The sequence below is a fragment of the Nonomuraea mesophila genome (genome assembly GCF_004352805.1).
In the GTDB taxonomy this organism is placed as follows: domain Bacteria; phylum Actinomycetota; class Actinomycetes; order Streptosporangiales; family Streptosporangiaceae; genus Nonomuraea; species Nonomuraea longispora.
Genome location: NZ_SMLD01000036.1, coordinates 26667 through 42339, shown reverse-complemented (window position 1 = coordinate 42339; position 15673 = coordinate 26667). Strand labels below are relative to the sequence as shown.

Sequence of the window (15673 nt, the reverse complement as noted above, 5' to 3'; positions counted from 1 at the left end):
GGAGGTCAGGCGGTGGCGCCGCCGTCGATCACGTGGTCGTGGCCCACGACGAACGACGACTCGGGCGACGACAACCACAGCGCCGCGGCGGCGATCTCCTCGGGGGCGGCGACCCGGCCGATCGGCAGCGCGTCCTTCATCCGGATGTCCCGCTCCTCGGTGGTCTCGCCGGGCCGCGAGGACATGGGCGAGTCGATGGGGCCGGGGCTGAGGGCGTTGATGCGTACGCCCTCCGCGATGTGTTCGATCGCCGCCGTGCGCGTCAGGTGGCTCACGGCCGCCTTCGACGCGACGTAGGCGCCGGCCCCGGGCATCCGCCAGTGGGCGCCGAGGTTGGAGGCGACGTTGACGATGACGCCACCGCCGTGCGCGCGCATGTGGGCGATCTCGTGCTTCATCGACAGGAACACGCCCTTGAGGTTGACCGCCAGCACGTCGTCCCAGACGTCCTCGTCATAGCCGGTCACCGGTGCCAGCGTGCCGAAGATCCCGGCCGCGTTGAGCGCCACGTCGAGCCGCCCCCAGCGGGTGACGGCCGCGTCCACCATGGCGGCGACCTCGGCGGACCTGGTGATGTCCACGGTGAACGCCGCGGCCCGCCCTCCGCCGGCCTCGAGCTGCCGCACGACCTCGTCCAGCCGCCCGGCGTCGCGGCCCGCGAGCAGCACCGCCGCGCCCTCCCTCGCGTACGCCAGCGCGGCCGCCCGGCCGACGACCCCGCTCGCACCCGTGACGAGCGCGACCTTGCCTGCAAAACGTCCAGCCATTATTCCATACCAATCGTTCTTAAATTCGGATGACGTTCATCGCCTGATCGACCGCGTCGCGCAGCCGCCGGTGCGGATCGGGGTCGGCCCTGCCCAGCACCCTGACGCCCTGCAGCAGGACGAGCAGGAACCTGGCCAGCGCGTGCGGGTCCTTCTCCTCGGGGATCTCGCCCTGGGCCCGCGCCCTGACGAGGGCGGCGGCGAACGCGGTCTCCAGCTCCGTCCAGCTCGCCGCCACCTTCGCCGACACGGCGGCGTCGCGCGCGGCGAACTCCACGGCGGTGTTCACCACCATGCAGCCTCTCCGCAGCTCGTCGGCCAGGCATTCGGCGACGTAGGCGTCGAGGAACGCCCGGATCGCGGGCAGCGCCGGCCCCGGCTGGGACAGCGGCCCGACGATGTCGCGCTGCCCCAGGTAGCGCTCCAGCGCCCGCAGGTAGAGCTCCCGCTTGCCGCCGAACGTGGCATAGATGCTCGCCCGCGCGACGCCCAGGTGCTCGACGAGGTCGGCCATCGACGTCGCCTCGTAGCCGCGCTCCCAGAACAGTTCCAGCGCTCCCTGCAACGCGACGTCGGGATCGAACTCCTTGCTCCTCGCCATGCCGGAGACGGTAGCACATTCAAGACCGTTCGGTCCAAATAGAGGGCACCTGAACCGGTCCGCAGAACGGGCGGGAATCCGGTCGTGAGGCCCCGCCGCCGGGGCAGGTGCCAGGGGCGGGTCCCGGGGGTCCCGGGTTCCGGCCGGGGAGTGCCGAACGAAAGGTAGGAGAAGCTCGCCATGGCAACCACTTACGGCCTCCTTCCGCCGACCGGGCGGAGAGAGGAAGACGCGGAGGCCGACGACCTCGCGGTGACGGCGCTGCTCAACTGCCTGCTCCGCGAGCTGGCCCGACCCGCGGGCCCGGGACCGGGGACGTACGAGCTGCCCGCGACCGGCCGCATCCTGCGGGTCGGCGGCGCCCTGCGGGTGGGCGGCACCCCGCCGGTCGGCGGCGCGCGCCACCCCGGCGCTCCCGCCCTGCGCACGCCCGGCGGCTGGCGCGCACTGTCGCTGGGTGAACTGCTCACCCTGGTCTGCGCCGAGTTGCGCGCGGGCACGGGGGTCGGCAACGACACGCTGCCCGCCGAGATCCTGCACAGCCGGGACGTCACGGCCGCGCTGCTGGCCGCCAGGCGCGCCGCCACGCCGCCCGCGGACCCGTACCTGCGTTCCGAGCAGGCACTGGTGGCGGGCCACCGCTACCATCCCGCGCCCAAGGCGCGCGGCGGGTCGGGGCCGCGGGCGTGGTTGCGGTACTCGCCGGAGGCGCACGCGCGTTTCGCCCTGCCCCTGCTCGGCGTGCCCGCCGAGGACCTGGTCGAGCAGGGCGACACGACCGGCCTCGACCACTTCGGGTTCGCGGACGGGCTGGTGGCGTTGCCCGCCCATCCCTGGCAGGTGGAGCTGCTGGGCGGGCTGCGCGGCGGGCGGCTGCGCCACCTCGGGGTCACGGCGGCCGTGGCCGTGCCGACGGCGTCCATCCGCACGGTGTACCTGCCGGAGCAGGACCTGTTCTGCAAGTTCAGCCTGGACGTACGCATCACGAACGACGTGCGCCGGCTGTGGCTGCGCGACCTGCGCAGGTTGCCCGTGGTGGCCGACGCGCTGGACCTGGCCTTCGACGACCTACCCGGCCACCTGCCGCGCCCGGCCGTGCTGCGCGACCGCGGCTACCGCAGCGCCCGGCTGGGCTCGGACGGCGGCGAGGCACTGGCGGTGATCGTCCGCGACGGGCTGCGCGAGCACGTCCGTCCCGGGCTGACGGCGCTGCTGGCGGCGGCGATCGCCGAGGGGTTCCCCGGCAACCCGCTCGACGGGCTGGGCGAGGAGCAGGCGCTGGCGTGGTGGTGCCGCTATCTCGACCACGTGGTGCCCCCGCTGCTGCACGCCTATCTGCGCCACGGCGTGGTGCTCGAATGCCACCTGCAGAACGTGCTGATCGCGGTGGACGGGCAGGGCATGCCCGCGCAGGCCGTCTTCCGCGACCACGAGGGCGTCAAGCTGGTCGCGGACCGGCATGCCGCGCTCACGGACGCGCCGCTGGTCAAGCGCTCCTACGCCTGGGAACGGCTGGTGTACTGCCTGGTGACCAACCATCTGCAGGAGATCGCGGGCGCCGTCGCGGCCCGGCATCCGCGGCTGCGCGCCGAGGTGTGGGCGCGGGCGAGGGCCGTGTTCGCCGCCGCGGGCGATCACCGGGAAGTGCGGGAGTTGCTGTCGGCGCCGTACGTGCCGGCCAAGGCCAACCTCACGCTGCGCTGGCTGGACGCCGACGGCGGGGACATGAGGTGCGTGCCCGTCCCCAACCCGTTGAGACTCTTTACGCCATAAGCTATTGTCGCGGAGCAAACACTTTACGGCGTACGGAATCAGATGAGGAGCCCCGATGGCCAAGGCGACACTGCACGACGGCGGCACCATCGACGTGGAGGTGCACGGCACCGGCCCGGCCCTGCTGCTGCCCGTCGACCCCACCCCGGTCGAGGGCGAGCGCGCCGAGGAACTGCGGAAGTGGGGCACCGACCCCGCGCTCGGGCGTTCGCTCATCGACGGTCTGCGCGACACCTTCCAGGTCATCACCTTCGACTACCTCGGGCACGTCATGGCCACGCCCAAGCCCGACACCCTCACGCCCGCCGCCGTCGCGGCCGACCTGCTGGCCGTGGCCGACGCGGCGGGCGCCGGGCGGTTCGCCTACTACGGCTACTCGTGGCTGGCGGTGAGCGGGTTGCAGCTGGCGATCAGGACCGACCGGCTCTCGGCGCTCGTCATGGGCGGCTTCCCCGCGTTCGGAGCGCCGTACGCCGAGATGTTGCGCGTGACCCGGGCGACGTACGACCTGGCCACCGGGCAGAAGCCGGCCGAGCCCGCGCAGAGCGGCACGGGCGACGAGTACGACTGGTCGTCGGCCGAGGTGGCCACGTCCGAGGAGCAGGCCCGGCAGTTCGTCACCCTCTACGAGGGATTGCAGGGGTTCGACGACAAGGCCGTGCGCCTCTCCTGTCCCCGGCTCTGCTTCGCCGGTTCGGCCGACGAGATCCGCTACGACGAGCGCTGGAGCGGCACGCACGTCAGCATCGGCGGCACCCTGACCCGGCACAAGGACGAGCTCGAAGCCCTCGGCTGGGACGTCCAGGTGCTCGACGGGCTCGACCACATGTCCGCCATGCACTCGGCGACCGTGCTGCCGGTCCTGCGCCCGTGGCTGGCCAGGGCGCTCGCGGTCCGGCTCTGAGCCGGCGGCCGGCCCTCAGGGCGTCGCCCGCATGCGGCCGATGATGGCGGTGGACGACCGGTCGCGTACGTAACCGAGCACGCGCACCTCGCCGCCCAGCGAGCGCACCAGCGGGGCCTCGGAGAGCATCTCCGGCGTGTAGTCGCCGCCCTTCACGTAGATCTCTGGCCGGACCATCCTGAGCAGCCGCTCGGGCGTGTCCTCGTCGAACTCGGTCACGTAGTCGACGTCGTTGAGCGCCGCCAGCACGGACATGCGGTCCTCGCACGGGTTGACCGGGCGTCCAGGGCCCTTCAGCCGGGCCACGCCCGCGTCACTGTTGACCGCCACCACGAGCACGTCGCCGAGCCGCCCCGCCTCCTCCAGGTAGGCCACGTGCCCCCGGTGCAGCACGTCGAAGCAGCCGTTGGTGAACACCACCCGCTCGCCCCTGCGCCGGTGCTCGTCCAGCAGCTGGGCGAGGCTCTCCGCCGACTGCACCGTCCCCTCGTGGCGGCGCAGCGCGCGCATCAGCTCGTGCCGGGTGCAGACGGCCGTCCCCTGCCGCCGTACGACGACGCCGGCCGCCGCCTGGCCCGCCTCCGCGGCCTCCTCGGGCAAGGCTCCGCCCGCCAGCCAGAGCGCGAACGCGGCGGTGAAGGTGTCGCCCGCGCCCGTCGCCATGTGCTGCGGGGCGGGCCTGGCGTACGTCCGGTACGGCGGCCGGCCGCGCCTGTGCAGCAGCGTGCCCTCACCGTCGAGCGTGGTCACCACGATCCCGGCGCCGGTCAGCTCCAGCAGCCGCTCGGACCTGGCCGACAGGTAGGCCGGCCGGTCGGGCGGGTCCACGCCGTCGTCGACCAGGCGTACGACCTCGGCGAAGTTCGGCAGCACCGCGGCCGGCCCGCACTCGCGCCACGCGGCCACCGCGTGCGCGTCCACCACCAGCAGGGGCACCCCGGCGAGCGCCCGGCGCACGGCCGGGGTGAACACGCCTCCCCCGTAGTCGCACGCGACCACCACGTCGGCCTGCGCGGCGGCGCGGGCCAGCCGCGCGAGCAGCGCACGCTCCGCGTGGCCGGGGATGCCGTCGAGGTCCTCCTCGTCGTAGCGGGCGGTCAGCTGGCCGCTGGTGACCAGCCGCCGCTTGTGCGCGGTACGCCGTCCCGGCACCGTCACCAGGTCCGTCTCGACGCCGCGCAGGTGCAGCGAGCGCAGCAGCGTCCCGCCGCACTCGTCGTCGCCCACGACGCCGACGAGCCGGACGCGAGCCCCCAGCGCCACCAGGTTGGCGGCGGTGTTGGCGGCGCCGCCAGGAGCGTCCACGGTGTTTTCCAGGCTCATCACGGGCACCGGCGCCTCCTGCGCCAGGCGCTTGGCCGAGCCGTGCAGCCACGAGTCGAGCATGACGTCGCCGACGACCGCGGCGCTGATGACCCGCTCTGTGCCCATGAGTAGCGCTTACCAGCAAAAGGCCAGGTCAAACCAGCGATGGACTATTCGTCCGGGGGTTACGGGCATGGCGTCCCGGGGTAGCCAGGCGGCTATGCAGCGCCCATCCGCACACCACGCGCCCGGCCTTACCGTACGGGAGGAACGATGACGGCGATCGTCGGCGGGGTGGAACGGATCGCGGTGCTCCGGGCCAACGCCCTCGGCGACTTCCTGCTGGCCGTCCCGGCGCTGGAGGCGCTCAAACGGGCCTACCCCGGCGCGCACCTGACGCTGCTGGGCACCCCGTGGCACGCCGCGTTCCTGGCCGGCCGGCCGGGGCCCGTGGACGACGTGGTGGCCCTGCCGCCGATCTCGGGTGTGTCCACGACCGATCCGGGGCACGCCGCGCCCGACCGGCTGTGCGAACGGCTGCGCAGACGCCGGTTCGACCTCGCGGTGCAGATCCACGGCGGCGGCCGCTTCTCCAACCCGTTCGTACGCCTGCTGGGCGCGAGGGTGACCGCGGGGATGCGTGCGCCTGGGGCCGAACGGCTGGACCGCTGGGTGCCGTACACGGACTATCACCACGAGACGCTGCGGTTTCTGCAGGTCGCCGCGCTGGTCGGCGGGGTCGCGGGCGGGCTGGAGCCGCGGGTGACGCTCACTGCGGCCGACCGCGCGGAAGCGGCGGGCGTGCTGGGCGAGCCTCCGCCGGGGCTGGTGGCCGTGCACCCGGGAGCGCGCGACCCGAGGCGGCGCTGGCCCGTCGAACGGTTCGCCGAGGTCGCCGACCGGCTGGGCAGGCCGGTCGTGGTGACGGGCACGCGCGAGGAGGAGGACCTGGTCCTGGGCGTGGTGGAGGCGATGCGGCGGCCCGCCGTCGCCGTCGTCGGCGCGCTCGGCATCGGCGGGCTGGCCGCGCTGTACGAGCGCTGCGACATGCTGGTGGCCAACGACACGGGCCCCCGCCACCTTGCCGCCGCCGTCGGCACGCCCACCGTGGGCGTCTACTGGTGCGGCAACCTGATCAACGCGGGGCCGCTCAGCAGGACCCGCCACCGCCCGTTGATCTCCTGGACCACGGCCTGCCCGGCATGCGGCGCGAGCGGCGTCGACCCGGCCGCGCAGCGCTGCCCGCACGACCGGTCGTGGGTGTGCGACGTCTCGGTCGAGATGGTGATGGAGCAGGCGGAGGATCTGCTCGCCGGACCTACGGGGGATGAGGCCGATGACTGACCACGCCGTACGCGACGAACTGCAGCAGGCCATCGACGAGGCGTTCCGCGGCCGTGACCGGGTGGCGATGCGGGAGGTGTACTCGGCGGTGTCGCAACACGTGAACCTGCCCGCCGACGTGCTCACCCACCTCAACGAGCTGAGCGAGGGCGACTACAGCAGGCAGGAGCTTGCCCGCGCGATCAACGAGGTCATCACGCGCAGGGGCGAGCAGGACAGTCTCGGGCTCCTGGACGTGCCCGCCGGATAGGAATCACGTGGGCCGGGCGCGTGACGGGTCCCTGACCGGCGATTCGCCGGGTAGCTACGGGACATGATGCGACATGTACGGAAAGCGGAGGCCGCGTTCGAGGCCGAGCTGGCCACCGTCCGGCCGGACCTCTCCGCGCCCTACGCCGCCGCCCTGCCCGGCGCCAGAGCCGCCGTGCTCGGACGCCTGTGGCGCAGCCTGCTGTACGAACCGCTGCCCGGCCTCGCGGCACCGGTCTGCCCGCAACCGGGCGGGGACGGGCCGGCGTGCGTGCCGCTGGCGGACGGACGGCGGCTGCGGGGGCGGGCGCGGCAGCCGTACGACCTCGAAGGCGAGGCGGCGCTCTGGCTGGACGGCCGGCCGTACCCGCACCCTGCCGAACTGCTGGCCGCCCTCGCCCTGCCCGGCACCACCCGGCTGGTCGAGGACCTCGGCAACAGCGTCGCCTCGCTGGCCCTGTCGCGCGCCGCCGCCACCGCCAGGGCCGGACCCGGCCGCCCGGACACGCCGGAGGACCACGAGCAGAGCGTCGTCGACGGGCATCCGTACCATCCGGGTTGCCGCAACCGTCCCGGCGTCTCCGCGGCCGAGCAACTGGCGTACATGCCGGAGCACCGCACCACCGTCGCCCTCGACCTGGTCGCGCTGCCCGCCGCCGAATGCCTGGTCACGGGCGCGTGGCCGGGCGCGCTCATGGACGGCGACCGGCTCCTGCTCCCCCTGCACCCCTGGCAGACCCGCCATGTCCTGCCCGGCCTGGGTCTGCGCCCGTACGCGACCGGGGCGATCCCGGCCCGGCCGCTGATCTCCGTACGGACGCTCGCCCCCGTGGACGGCGGCCCGCACGTGAAGACGGCGTTCAGCACCCGGATGACCTCCAGCGTCAGGGACATCTCCCCCGGCTCCGTACGCGACTGCGTCCCCCTGTCGCGCCTGCTCACCACGTTGTCGGAGCGGCTGGGCGGCCGTCCCGCCGTCGCCGGCTACCTGGCGGGGGCCGCCGCGCGGGTCGACGGCGAGCACAGCGCGGACCTGTCGGCCATGCTGCGCGAGCCCACCCCGCGCGCCGGCGCGGAGACCGTGCTGCCCGTGGCGGCGATCACCCGCGACATGATCGCCGACCCGGTCGCGTGGCTGGCGGCGTTCGCCAGGGCCGCTCTGGAGGATGCGCTCGGGCTGCTCTCCCTGGGCGTGGCGCTGGAGGCCCATGGGCAGAACCTGCTGGTCGCGCTCGACCGTGACTGCCTGCCGTACCGGCTGATCCACCGGGACCTGGCCGACGTCAGGATCAGCCCCGCCCGGCTCGCTCGCAACGGGATCGACACCCCTCAGGTCAGCCCCAGACTGCTCACCGACGACCCGGACGTGCTGCACGGCAAGCTGCTCGGGTCACTCGTCGGCACCACGTTCGGCAGCCTGGTCGCGCTGCTCGGACGGCGCGACCGCGCCGCCGAGTCGCGGTTGTGGGACGTCGTGGCCGCCGCCGCGCGCAAGGTGCTCGACGAGCTGCCCCGCACGCCGGACACGGACGCCGACCGCGACGCCGTGTTCGGTACGCATCTCGCGGCCAAGGCCCACCTGCTCGCCCAGCTCGACGACGCGCCTCCCGGCGACCGCTGGACCCGGCTGCCCAACCCCCTCGCTCAGAGGACGTCGTAGGTCAGGTGCGTCGCGCCGGATCCTGCGCGAGTCGTCGTGCTCGGCCGCCGAAACTCATCGCCGGCGCACCAGTTCACCGATCGGGATCCGGCGGAAGGCGATGCTCTCGTACGGCCCCGAGCCGCCGGTCTCGAACAGCAACCCCACCGTCTCCGCGTCCAGCCTGACCAGGTCCGAGTAGGCCGCGGGCGAGCCGGACACCGTGTGCGCGACCCGCCAGGTGACGCCGTGGTCGTCGCTGGCGCGTACCGTCATCGACGCCCGCGCGTCCGGCGCGGCCGGCCCCGAGAACAGCAGCACGTCCGGCGCCCCGCACCAGAGCACGCTGCCCTCCACCACCGGCCCCACCAGAGCGGGCTGCGGCTTGAACGGCTGCTCCAGCGTCTGCCCGCCGTCGGAGGAGTAGGCGTCGGCCCTGGTGCCGGGGGCGTCGGAGTCGGTACGGGTGTTGAGGTAGACGCATCCGCCGGGCAGCTCGGCCGCGGTGGTCTCGTTGACGTTGACGTGGCCGTCGGGGTCGTCGTCGACGTAGCCGATGCGCCACGTCCGGCCGCCGTCGTCGCTCAACAGGCAGTGGCCGCCGTCGTACCTGCCCTCGGTGCCGTCGTCGGCGCCCTCCGGCGGCAGCGAGTGGTTGGCGGGCACCACGATCCGCCCCGCGTGCATGCCGTGCCGCAGCTCGACGGCGTGACCCGGGGTCGTCGCGTACCAGCGCCACCCCGGGTCCTTCACGCTGTCGGTGATCTCACGGGGCCGCGACCAGGTGACGCCGTCGTCCTCGCTGTCCTGGACGAACACCCGCCGTCCCTCAGCCGCCTCCACCTCGCCCCGCCGGATGCTCCCCTCGGTGGCCGACGGACCCTGTCTGACGAACACCAGCACGATCCTGCCGTCGGCCAGAACCACCGGCGCCGGGTTGCCCGCGGTGCCGCGCCGCGGCTCCGTGGCGACCACCTCCAGCTCGCCCCACGTCCTGCCGCCGTCCGCGGATCGCGTGAGCACCAGGTCGATGTGGCCCGAGTCGCCGGCCGAGCCGCGCCGCCCCTCCGCGAACGCCAGCACCGTGCCTGCCCGGGTCGCCACGACCGCCGGGATCCTGAACGTGTGGTACCCGTCGCTCGCCTGCCGGTACGGCACCGACGTGGGATAACGCTCCGTCATGCGCGGCACGCTACGGCCCCCGGGTGAACGGGTTCCGACCTCAGCCGTACACGAAGGCGAATGCCGGGCCCCGCAGTCCGGCGGGAACCTGCCCGCGGCCCCGGCCGGGCCATGCACCGGCGTGCCGCCGGGATGCCGGTTCCCGGCGGCACACCGGCCGCCGCGCCGTCAGCGGGCGCGCGCCGTCACGCTGATCGGCGCGCGAACACGACCACGTTGTCGCGGTAGCTGCGGCGGGCTCGGTCGAAGGTGCCGCCGCACGTGACCAGGCGCAGCTCGGTGCCCCGGCCGCCGTGATAGACCTCCTTGTCGGGTACGCGGCTCTTGGGATACCGAGCCACTCGGCCGACCACGAACGTGACCGTGCTGCCGTCGGCCCGGTCCACGTGCACCCGGTCACCGTCGCTCAGCCGGCGCAGGCGATAGAACACGGCGGGCCCGGTGGTGGAGTCCACGTGACCGGCGATCACGGCCACACCCCGCTCGCCCGGCTCCGGCCCGGCCTTGTTCCAGCCCACTTGGTCGAAGCGTCTGGGAGCGACCAGGCGGCCCCTGGCGTCGAGCCGTAGCGGGCCCACCCGGGTGGACAGCTTGATGGCGGGGATGCGCAACCGTACGGGATCGGCCGCCTCAGCGTCCGAGACGGCGACCGCCGTCCCGACCCGCACCCCGGCCGCGGGGACGGCGGGGGTCGCGGCAGCGGGGGTGGCGTGCCGGCGGGCCGGGACGGTGGCGCAGGCGGCCACCGTGACCAGCGCGCATGCGGCCATCATGAGGGCGCGCATGGTCAGCCGTCCGCGGAGAACTTGTACCGCAGCCAGAACACGCCGGCCCCCAGCAGCCCGGCACCCACCAGGCCCACCGGCACCAGCGGCAGCGCACCACTCGCACCCGTCCCGCTCCCGGCCGTCCCGCTCCCGGCCGTCCCGCTCCCGGCTGCCCCGCTTTCGGTCGTCCCGCTACCGGCGGCCGCGTCCCCCGCCGTCCCGCCCATCCCGGTGTCGACCCCGCCACGCGGAGCACCGTCGTCGTCATCGTCGTCGTCACGAACGACCCCACCGAACCCTGTCTCCACCCCGCCACGCGGAGCGTCGTCATCGTCGTCGGCCGTTGTGAGGGAAACGGTGGGGACGGTCGCCGCCTGGGCGGGGGCGGTCAGGGAGATCGTGCCGGCGCCCAGCCCGAGGGTGAGCGCGGTCGCGAGCACGACTCGCCGTAATTCCTGTGCCATGTGGATGCCTCCCGATGTGCTTGCCGCGGTTCGCCCGCGGCCTGCCTCCAGACTCGGTGCCACCGGTTGGACCACCATGAGCACGGAATGAAAGGGCTCTCACCCTGTCGGCGGGCCGGGTGGTTCGCGTTAGGAGGCGCCCTGGCGTGAAAGAGTTTTCTCACGTCCGACGAATGCTTGGGAGGCAGGGGTGGCTGACGAGTTCGACGTCGTCGTGATCGGCGCCGGTCCCACTGGTGAGAACGTCGTGGATCGAGCCGTGCGCGGCGGTCTGACGGCCGCGGTCGTCGAGGAGCGGCTGGCCGGCGGCGAGTGTTCCTACTGGGCGTGCGTGCCGAGCAAGGCGCTGTTGCGGCCGGTCGATCTGGCGGGTGAGGTGGCGCGGGTTCCCGGGCTGGAGCTCGCGCCCATCGACGTGGCCGCGGTGCTGGCCCGCCGTGACGAGGCGGTCGGCAATTTCGACGACTCCGGACAGGTGGGGTGGATCGAGAGCGTGCCGGCCGAGTTCGTACGCGGGCGCGGCCGGCTCGACGGTCCCCGGCGGGTGCGCGTGGCCCTGGCGGACGGCGGCGAGCGGGTGCTGACGGCCCGGCATGCCGTGGTGGTGGCGACGGGCAGTTCGCCGGTCGTGCCTCCGGTCCCAGGGCTGGCCGAGGCGGCTCCGTGGACGAGCCACGAGGTGACGGAGACCAGCGAGGTCCCCGAGCGGCTGGTGGTGCTCGGCGGCGGCGTCGTGGCGTGCGAGATGGCGCAGGCCATGCACGGGCTCGGCGCGCGGCAGACCACGCTGGTGGTGCGCGGCGACGGGCTGCTGAGCAGGATGGAGCCGTTCGCCGGCGAGCTGCTCGCCCGCTCGTTCGCGGAGGCGGGCATCGAGGTGCGCACCGGCCTCCAGGTCAGCCGGCTGGAGCGGCCGGAGCCGGGTGGGAAGGTGACGGTGCACCTGCCCGAAGGGCCGCCGCTGGAGGCCGACGAGGTGCTGGTGGCCACGGGGCGCCGGCCCGCCACCCGCGACGTGGGGCTCGGCACGGTGGGCCTGCCCGACGACGTTCCGATCGAGGTCGACGACAGCATGCGGGCGACCGGGGTCTCCGACGGCTGGCTGTACGCCGTGGGCGACGTCAACGGGCGGGCGCTGCTCACACATATGGGCAAATATCAGGCGAGGGTGTGCGGCGACGTGATCACCGCGCGAGCCCGCGGTGACGAGTTGCCCGCGATGCGCGACGTGGCGGGCGGCTACGGAGCCCCGCAGGTGGTGTTCACGGACCCGCAGATCTGCGCGGTGGGCCGTACGGAGGCGGTGGCCCGCGCGGACGGGTTCCGGGTGCGGGTCGTCGACTACGACATGGGCGCGGTCACGGGCGCCTACCTCCTGGGCGACGGCTACCGCGGCCAGGCCAGGGCCGTCGTCGATGAGGACAGGAAGGTGCTGCTGGGCGTCACGTTCGCCGGGCCCGGGGCGGCCGAGCTGCTGCACGCCGCCACGATCGCGGTCACCGCCGAAGTGCCGCTCGACCGCCTGTGGCACGCGGTGCCGGCGTTCCCGACGGTCAGCGAGGTGTGGTTGCGCTTGCTGGAGACGTACGGACTCTAGGGCGGACTCCAGGGCGGACTCCAGGGCGGACTCCAGGGCGGGCTCCAGGGCGGACCCTGAGGCCGGCTCTGATGCGGGGGGCGGGCTCGCCGTACGCGAGCTCGTCCCCGCTCAGTCGCGCCGGTCCCGGCTGCAGCCCTTGAGGACCACGCGCGGCGGAGCCCGTCCTGACGACTCCTCCTCCGCCTGCACCATCAGCTCGGCCACGACCTGCTCGACGCTGTCGGCCAGCTCCACGTGTGAGAGCAGGTCCGTCAGCCGCAGCACCGACAGCAGGTGGTGGTCCGGCTGGACCAGGATGATCCGGCCACCGCTGCGCTCCTCCTCCATCCGCTGCATCGCCATAGCGAGCACCCCGATGACCGACGAGTCGTAGAAGTCCAGGTCGTGTAGGTCGAACACGAGCACGGGGCCCGCGGACCAGTCCCACACGGACTTGATGCAGGCGCTGAACCTGACCCGGCCGTCGTGGTCGAGCTCGCCGCTGGCGCGTATGACCGTGCAGTGTACGTACCGGGTGGCTTCGACTCGCAATCCGCGCTCGGTCATCCATACAGACTGCCCTCAGCACGGCGTTTTCACGGATGATCTCCGAAATTGCGCTGGTACGGCTAGTGCGAGGTGCCCGACTCCAGCGTGGCCTGAGCGCCCCGGCCGGAGGCGACGAAGACCAGAAGGGGTGAGGTCGTGGGGCTGGACAGCTCCAGCTCCGTCACGTTGCCGCAGGCCCGCTGCTCGAACTCGACGGCCTCGCCGTCCCTGACGTTGAGCACCCGATCCACCCTGGGGCCCGCCGTGCCGAGGAGTTTCTTGGTGGCGTGCCGCAGCCAGCGCAGTTCGCTGTTGACCCGGCGCCACGACGCGGGGATGAGGCTGGCCGGCTCCGCCTTGGTGCCGAGCCGGAGCGTGACGCGGCCGGTCGCGCCGAAGGTGTCCTTCAGCACGGGGTTGACCACGAACATGCCCGCGCGCAGCACCCGTACGCCCTGCCGGTTGAGGTTGGCCAGACCGCCGGCGCTGATCAGCGTGGACAGCTCGCAGCGGGAGCCGTCGAGCGTGTCGGGGTCGAAGTCCACCTCGGGCGGCTCGTCGAACACGACCTTGTCGAGGCGCACGCCGGCCACCCCGTCGGGGGCGAGGCGCCCGGAGACGATGCGCCGCACCTCCTCGCCGATGCCGTCGCCCTCCATGATGTCGAGCGCCTCGATGCAGACGAGGCCGTCGTCGGGGATCTCCTCGGCCGCGAGGTCGAAGGCGACCTTGGCGTGCGAGCGCCGGCCTTTCAGCAGGACGCACTGGCGCAGCCGCCCCTGGGAGCGGATCTGCACGAGCCGCGTGAGCGGGCCGCCCGCCGCGGGTTTGCCGGTGTGCCAGCCGCTCACGGACCGGTCGTCGGCGGACAGCGTCAGCAGCACCCGCAGCGGGCGCCCCTGTGCGGCCACCTTGAAACCGGCCAGTCCGGAGGTCTCGAATCTGCCGACGATGTGGCTGCCCCTGTGCAGGCGGTCGGTCACCTGAAGGGAGGGGACCTGCCCGCTGAGCAGGTGCACGGGCGGTATGGCGGGCAGGATCACCTGGTCGAGGTCGGTGTCGGATCCTGTGCTGCCGGTCATCGGATGCTCCTCTCGGGGGTGATGGTGGTGGCCAGCGCTGCCGGGTCGTGGAAGTCGAATCGGGTGAGCACGGGCTCGCGCCGGTCCCACATGCGGGCTACGGCTCGGTAGAGGGGGTCGCCGTCGCGTTCGACGTGCCGGAGGTTGACGGCGAGCGCACGCGCGTGGTCCTCCGCTCCGTGCTGCCAGTGCGGCAGGAGCTGGGTGGGGACGTCGGCGCCGCAACGGCGCAGCCACAGCCACAGGCGGGCGCGTTCGCGCTGCTCGGGGCCGAGGAACGACTCGCCCTTGGCGTGCCTGCCGATGGCCTCCTCCAGCAGGGCGTGGTGGCCGGCGGGCGAACGGGCCAAGTACGTGGCGCCGCAGGCGCTGCCCTCCGACCAGCCGGCCTGGATGACGGGGATGCCGAATGCGGGCAGGTCGCTGTCCCTGAAGGTGACGCCCACGTCGGTCACGCTCCACAGGATGTTGGTGGACAGGGCGCCGGTGACGCACTTCATCCGGGAATGGCCGTTGGCGACGGGGTCGAGGAACAGCCAGTTCGCGGACTCGTCGGACGCGGCGAACTCCGCCGTCGCGTCGTACAGCTCGGTGTCCTGTCCCGGGGTGTGGCCGAACACGGCGATCGTCGGCCGGTCGGCGTCGATGCCGAGGCGGGCGCAGCCGTAGTAGCGCAGCTGGCGGCGTTCGGTGTCCGTACGGAGCTGGTATCCGGTCTTGGCCCGCCAGGCGACCCGTTCCGCGCCGGGCCTGATCGTGTCCCGCTGCGGCCACACGTGCCGGTCGAAGAACGCGCCGACCCTGGCGGGCAGCTCGTCGAAGAAGGAGCACGGGCCCTGGTCGGGAAACATGGTGTACGCCTTCACCGACCCGGTGCCGTGGACGTGCACGACGGGGATGTCCCTGGGCACCGTGCGGTCGGCGCGGCCGGTGACGAGCGCGACGGGCGGCAGCTCCGGCTGGACGTCGTCCGCGGCGCCGAACGCCTCGGCGAGGCGCCGCCACTCGGGGCCGGTCAGCACGACCAGCCGCGCCGCGAGCAGGTCGCACACGGCCCTGGCGACGAGCAGCGTGCGCGTCACGACCCTGATGTCGTCGTACGCCTCCGCCACGACGCAGCCGTCACCGCCGGGGGTGTCTCCCCAATATGACCTGGCGGCCGAGAGCAGACGGTCGAAGTCCGCGCCATCTCCGACACCACGCATAAGACCCCTCCACCAAGGCCGGCAGCAACGCCGTGGCCGACGTTGCCAGACGAGGGGCGCGGGACCCGCCAGACAACACGCTTCTTTGCCCTCGGCTGGTGGAAATCGGCCGATCGCGAGGAGAAAGATCGCCACAGCCCGCACAGGGGGCACATGCAGCACGAACGTCAGATATGCCGACGAACACGGGAAAACCGGGGCCCCAGCGCGAACTAACTCCCGTCTCACGCGGTCCAAGTTTTTACATGGAACACGTCATGGCT

Annotated in this window: 15 protein-coding genes; 6 read left to right on the top strand and 9 right to left on the bottom strand. The window is 73.3% G+C overall.

What is annotated here, in order from left to right; all coding sequences use genetic code 11:
* Positions 1-5: 5 nt before the first annotated feature.
* Positions 6-767 (bottom strand): SDR family NAD(P)-dependent oxidoreductase, encoded by a 762-nt coding sequence (locus tag E1295_RS16365; protein ID WP_132631134.1) that lies wholly within the window; start codon positions 765-767, stop codon positions 6-8.
* A 19-nt stretch (positions 768-786) separates the two neighbouring features.
* Positions 787-1368: a TetR/AcrR family transcriptional regulator gene (locus tag E1295_RS16360; protein ID WP_132631133.1), complete on the bottom strand. Its 582-nt coding sequence runs from the start codon at positions 1366-1368 to the stop codon at positions 787-789.
* Between the two features lie 180 nt (positions 1369-1548).
* Here E1295_RS16360 and E1295_RS16355 point away from each other — a divergent pair, with 180 nt between their 5' ends.
* Both E1295_RS16355 and E1295_RS16350 read left to right on the top strand, forming a co-directional pair.
* Positions 1549-3141 (top strand): IucA/IucC family protein, encoded by a 1593-nt coding sequence (locus tag E1295_RS16355; RefSeq protein WP_246080078.1) that lies wholly within the window; start codon positions 1549-1551, stop codon positions 3139-3141.
* A gap of 55 nt (positions 3142-3196) precedes the next feature.
* A complete protein-coding gene (locus E1295_RS16350) occupies positions 3197-4045 on the top strand; it encodes an alpha/beta fold hydrolase (RefSeq protein ID WP_132631132.1) in 849 nt (282 codons plus the stop codon).
* Positions 4046-4060: 15 nt separating this feature from the next.
* Here the strand turns inward: E1295_RS16350 and rfaE2 are convergent, their stop codons facing one another.
* Positions 4061-5476: a D-glycero-beta-D-manno-heptose 1-phosphate adenylyltransferase gene (gene rfaE2 / locus E1295_RS16345; protein ID WP_132631131.1), complete on the bottom strand. Its 1416-nt coding sequence runs from the start codon at positions 5474-5476 to the stop codon at positions 4061-4063.
* Between the two features lie 147 nt (positions 5477-5623).
* Between rfaE2 and E1295_RS16340 the strand changes: the two genes are divergently transcribed.
* The 3 genes from E1295_RS16340 to E1295_RS16330 all read left to right on the top strand — a co-directional run bounded on the left by E1295_RS16340 (position 5624) and on the right by E1295_RS16330 (position 8603).
* Positions 5624-6694: a glycosyltransferase family 9 protein gene (locus E1295_RS16340; RefSeq protein ID WP_132631130.1), complete on the top strand. Its 1071-nt coding sequence runs from the start codon at positions 5624-5626 to the stop codon at positions 6692-6694.
* A complete protein-coding gene (locus E1295_RS16335) occupies positions 6687-6944 on the top strand; it encodes a hypothetical protein (protein WP_132631129.1) in 258 nt (85 codons plus the stop codon). The genes E1295_RS16340 and E1295_RS16335 overlap by 8 nt, the downstream gene beginning before the upstream one ends.
* 63 nt (positions 6945-7007) lie before the next feature.
* Positions 7008-8603, top strand: coding sequence for an IucA/IucC family siderophore biosynthesis protein (locus tag E1295_RS16330; RefSeq protein ID WP_246080077.1), 1596 nt, complete (start codon positions 7008-7010; stop codon positions 8601-8603).
* A 54-nt stretch (positions 8604-8657) separates the two neighbouring features.
* Here E1295_RS16330 and E1295_RS16325 read toward each other — a convergent pair whose 3' ends face one another.
* The 3 genes from E1295_RS16325 to E1295_RS16315 all read right to left on the bottom strand — a co-directional run bounded on the left by E1295_RS16325 (position 8658) and on the right by E1295_RS16315 (position 10995).
* The gene (locus E1295_RS16325; RefSeq protein ID WP_132631128.1) at positions 8658-9764 is read right to left on the bottom strand and encodes a sialidase family protein; all 1107 of its coding nucleotides are present in this window, start codon (positions 9762-9764) and stop codon (positions 8658-8660) included.
* Between the two features lie 185 nt (positions 9765-9949).
* The gene (locus E1295_RS16320) at positions 9950-10549 is read right to left on the bottom strand and encodes a class F sortase (protein WP_132631127.1); all 600 of its coding nucleotides are present in this window, start codon (positions 10547-10549) and stop codon (positions 9950-9952) included.
* A gap of 2 nt (positions 10550-10551) precedes the next feature.
* A complete protein-coding gene (locus E1295_RS16315) occupies positions 10552-10995 on the bottom strand; it encodes a hypothetical protein (protein WP_132631126.1) in 444 nt (147 codons plus the stop codon).
* A 190-nt stretch (positions 10996-11185) separates the two neighbouring features.
* Between E1295_RS16315 and E1295_RS16310 the strand changes: the two genes are divergently transcribed.
* Complete coding sequence (locus tag E1295_RS16310) at positions 11186-12592, top strand: dihydrolipoyl dehydrogenase family protein (RefSeq protein WP_132631125.1); 1407 nt, start codon at positions 11186-11188, stop codon at positions 12590-12592.
* A 111-nt stretch (positions 12593-12703) separates the two neighbouring features.
* On the opposite strand, the gene E1295_RS16305 is transcribed toward E1295_RS16310, so the two are convergent.
* The 3 genes from E1295_RS16305 to E1295_RS16295 form a co-directional block, all read right to left on the bottom strand.
* Entirely contained in the window at positions 12704-13141 is a 438-nt protein-coding gene (locus E1295_RS16305; protein ID WP_132631124.1) for an STAS domain-containing protein, read from the bottom strand.
* A gap of 62 nt (positions 13142-13203) precedes the next feature.
* A complete protein-coding gene (locus E1295_RS16300; RefSeq protein WP_132631123.1) occupies positions 13204-14205 on the bottom strand; it encodes a hypothetical protein in 1002 nt (333 codons plus the stop codon).
* A complete protein-coding gene (locus E1295_RS16295) occupies positions 14202-15410 on the bottom strand; it encodes a hypothetical protein (protein WP_132631122.1) in 1209 nt (402 codons plus the stop codon). The genes E1295_RS16300 and E1295_RS16295 overlap by 4 nt, the downstream gene beginning before the upstream one ends.
* Between the last annotated feature and the right edge of the window lie 263 nt (positions 15411-15673).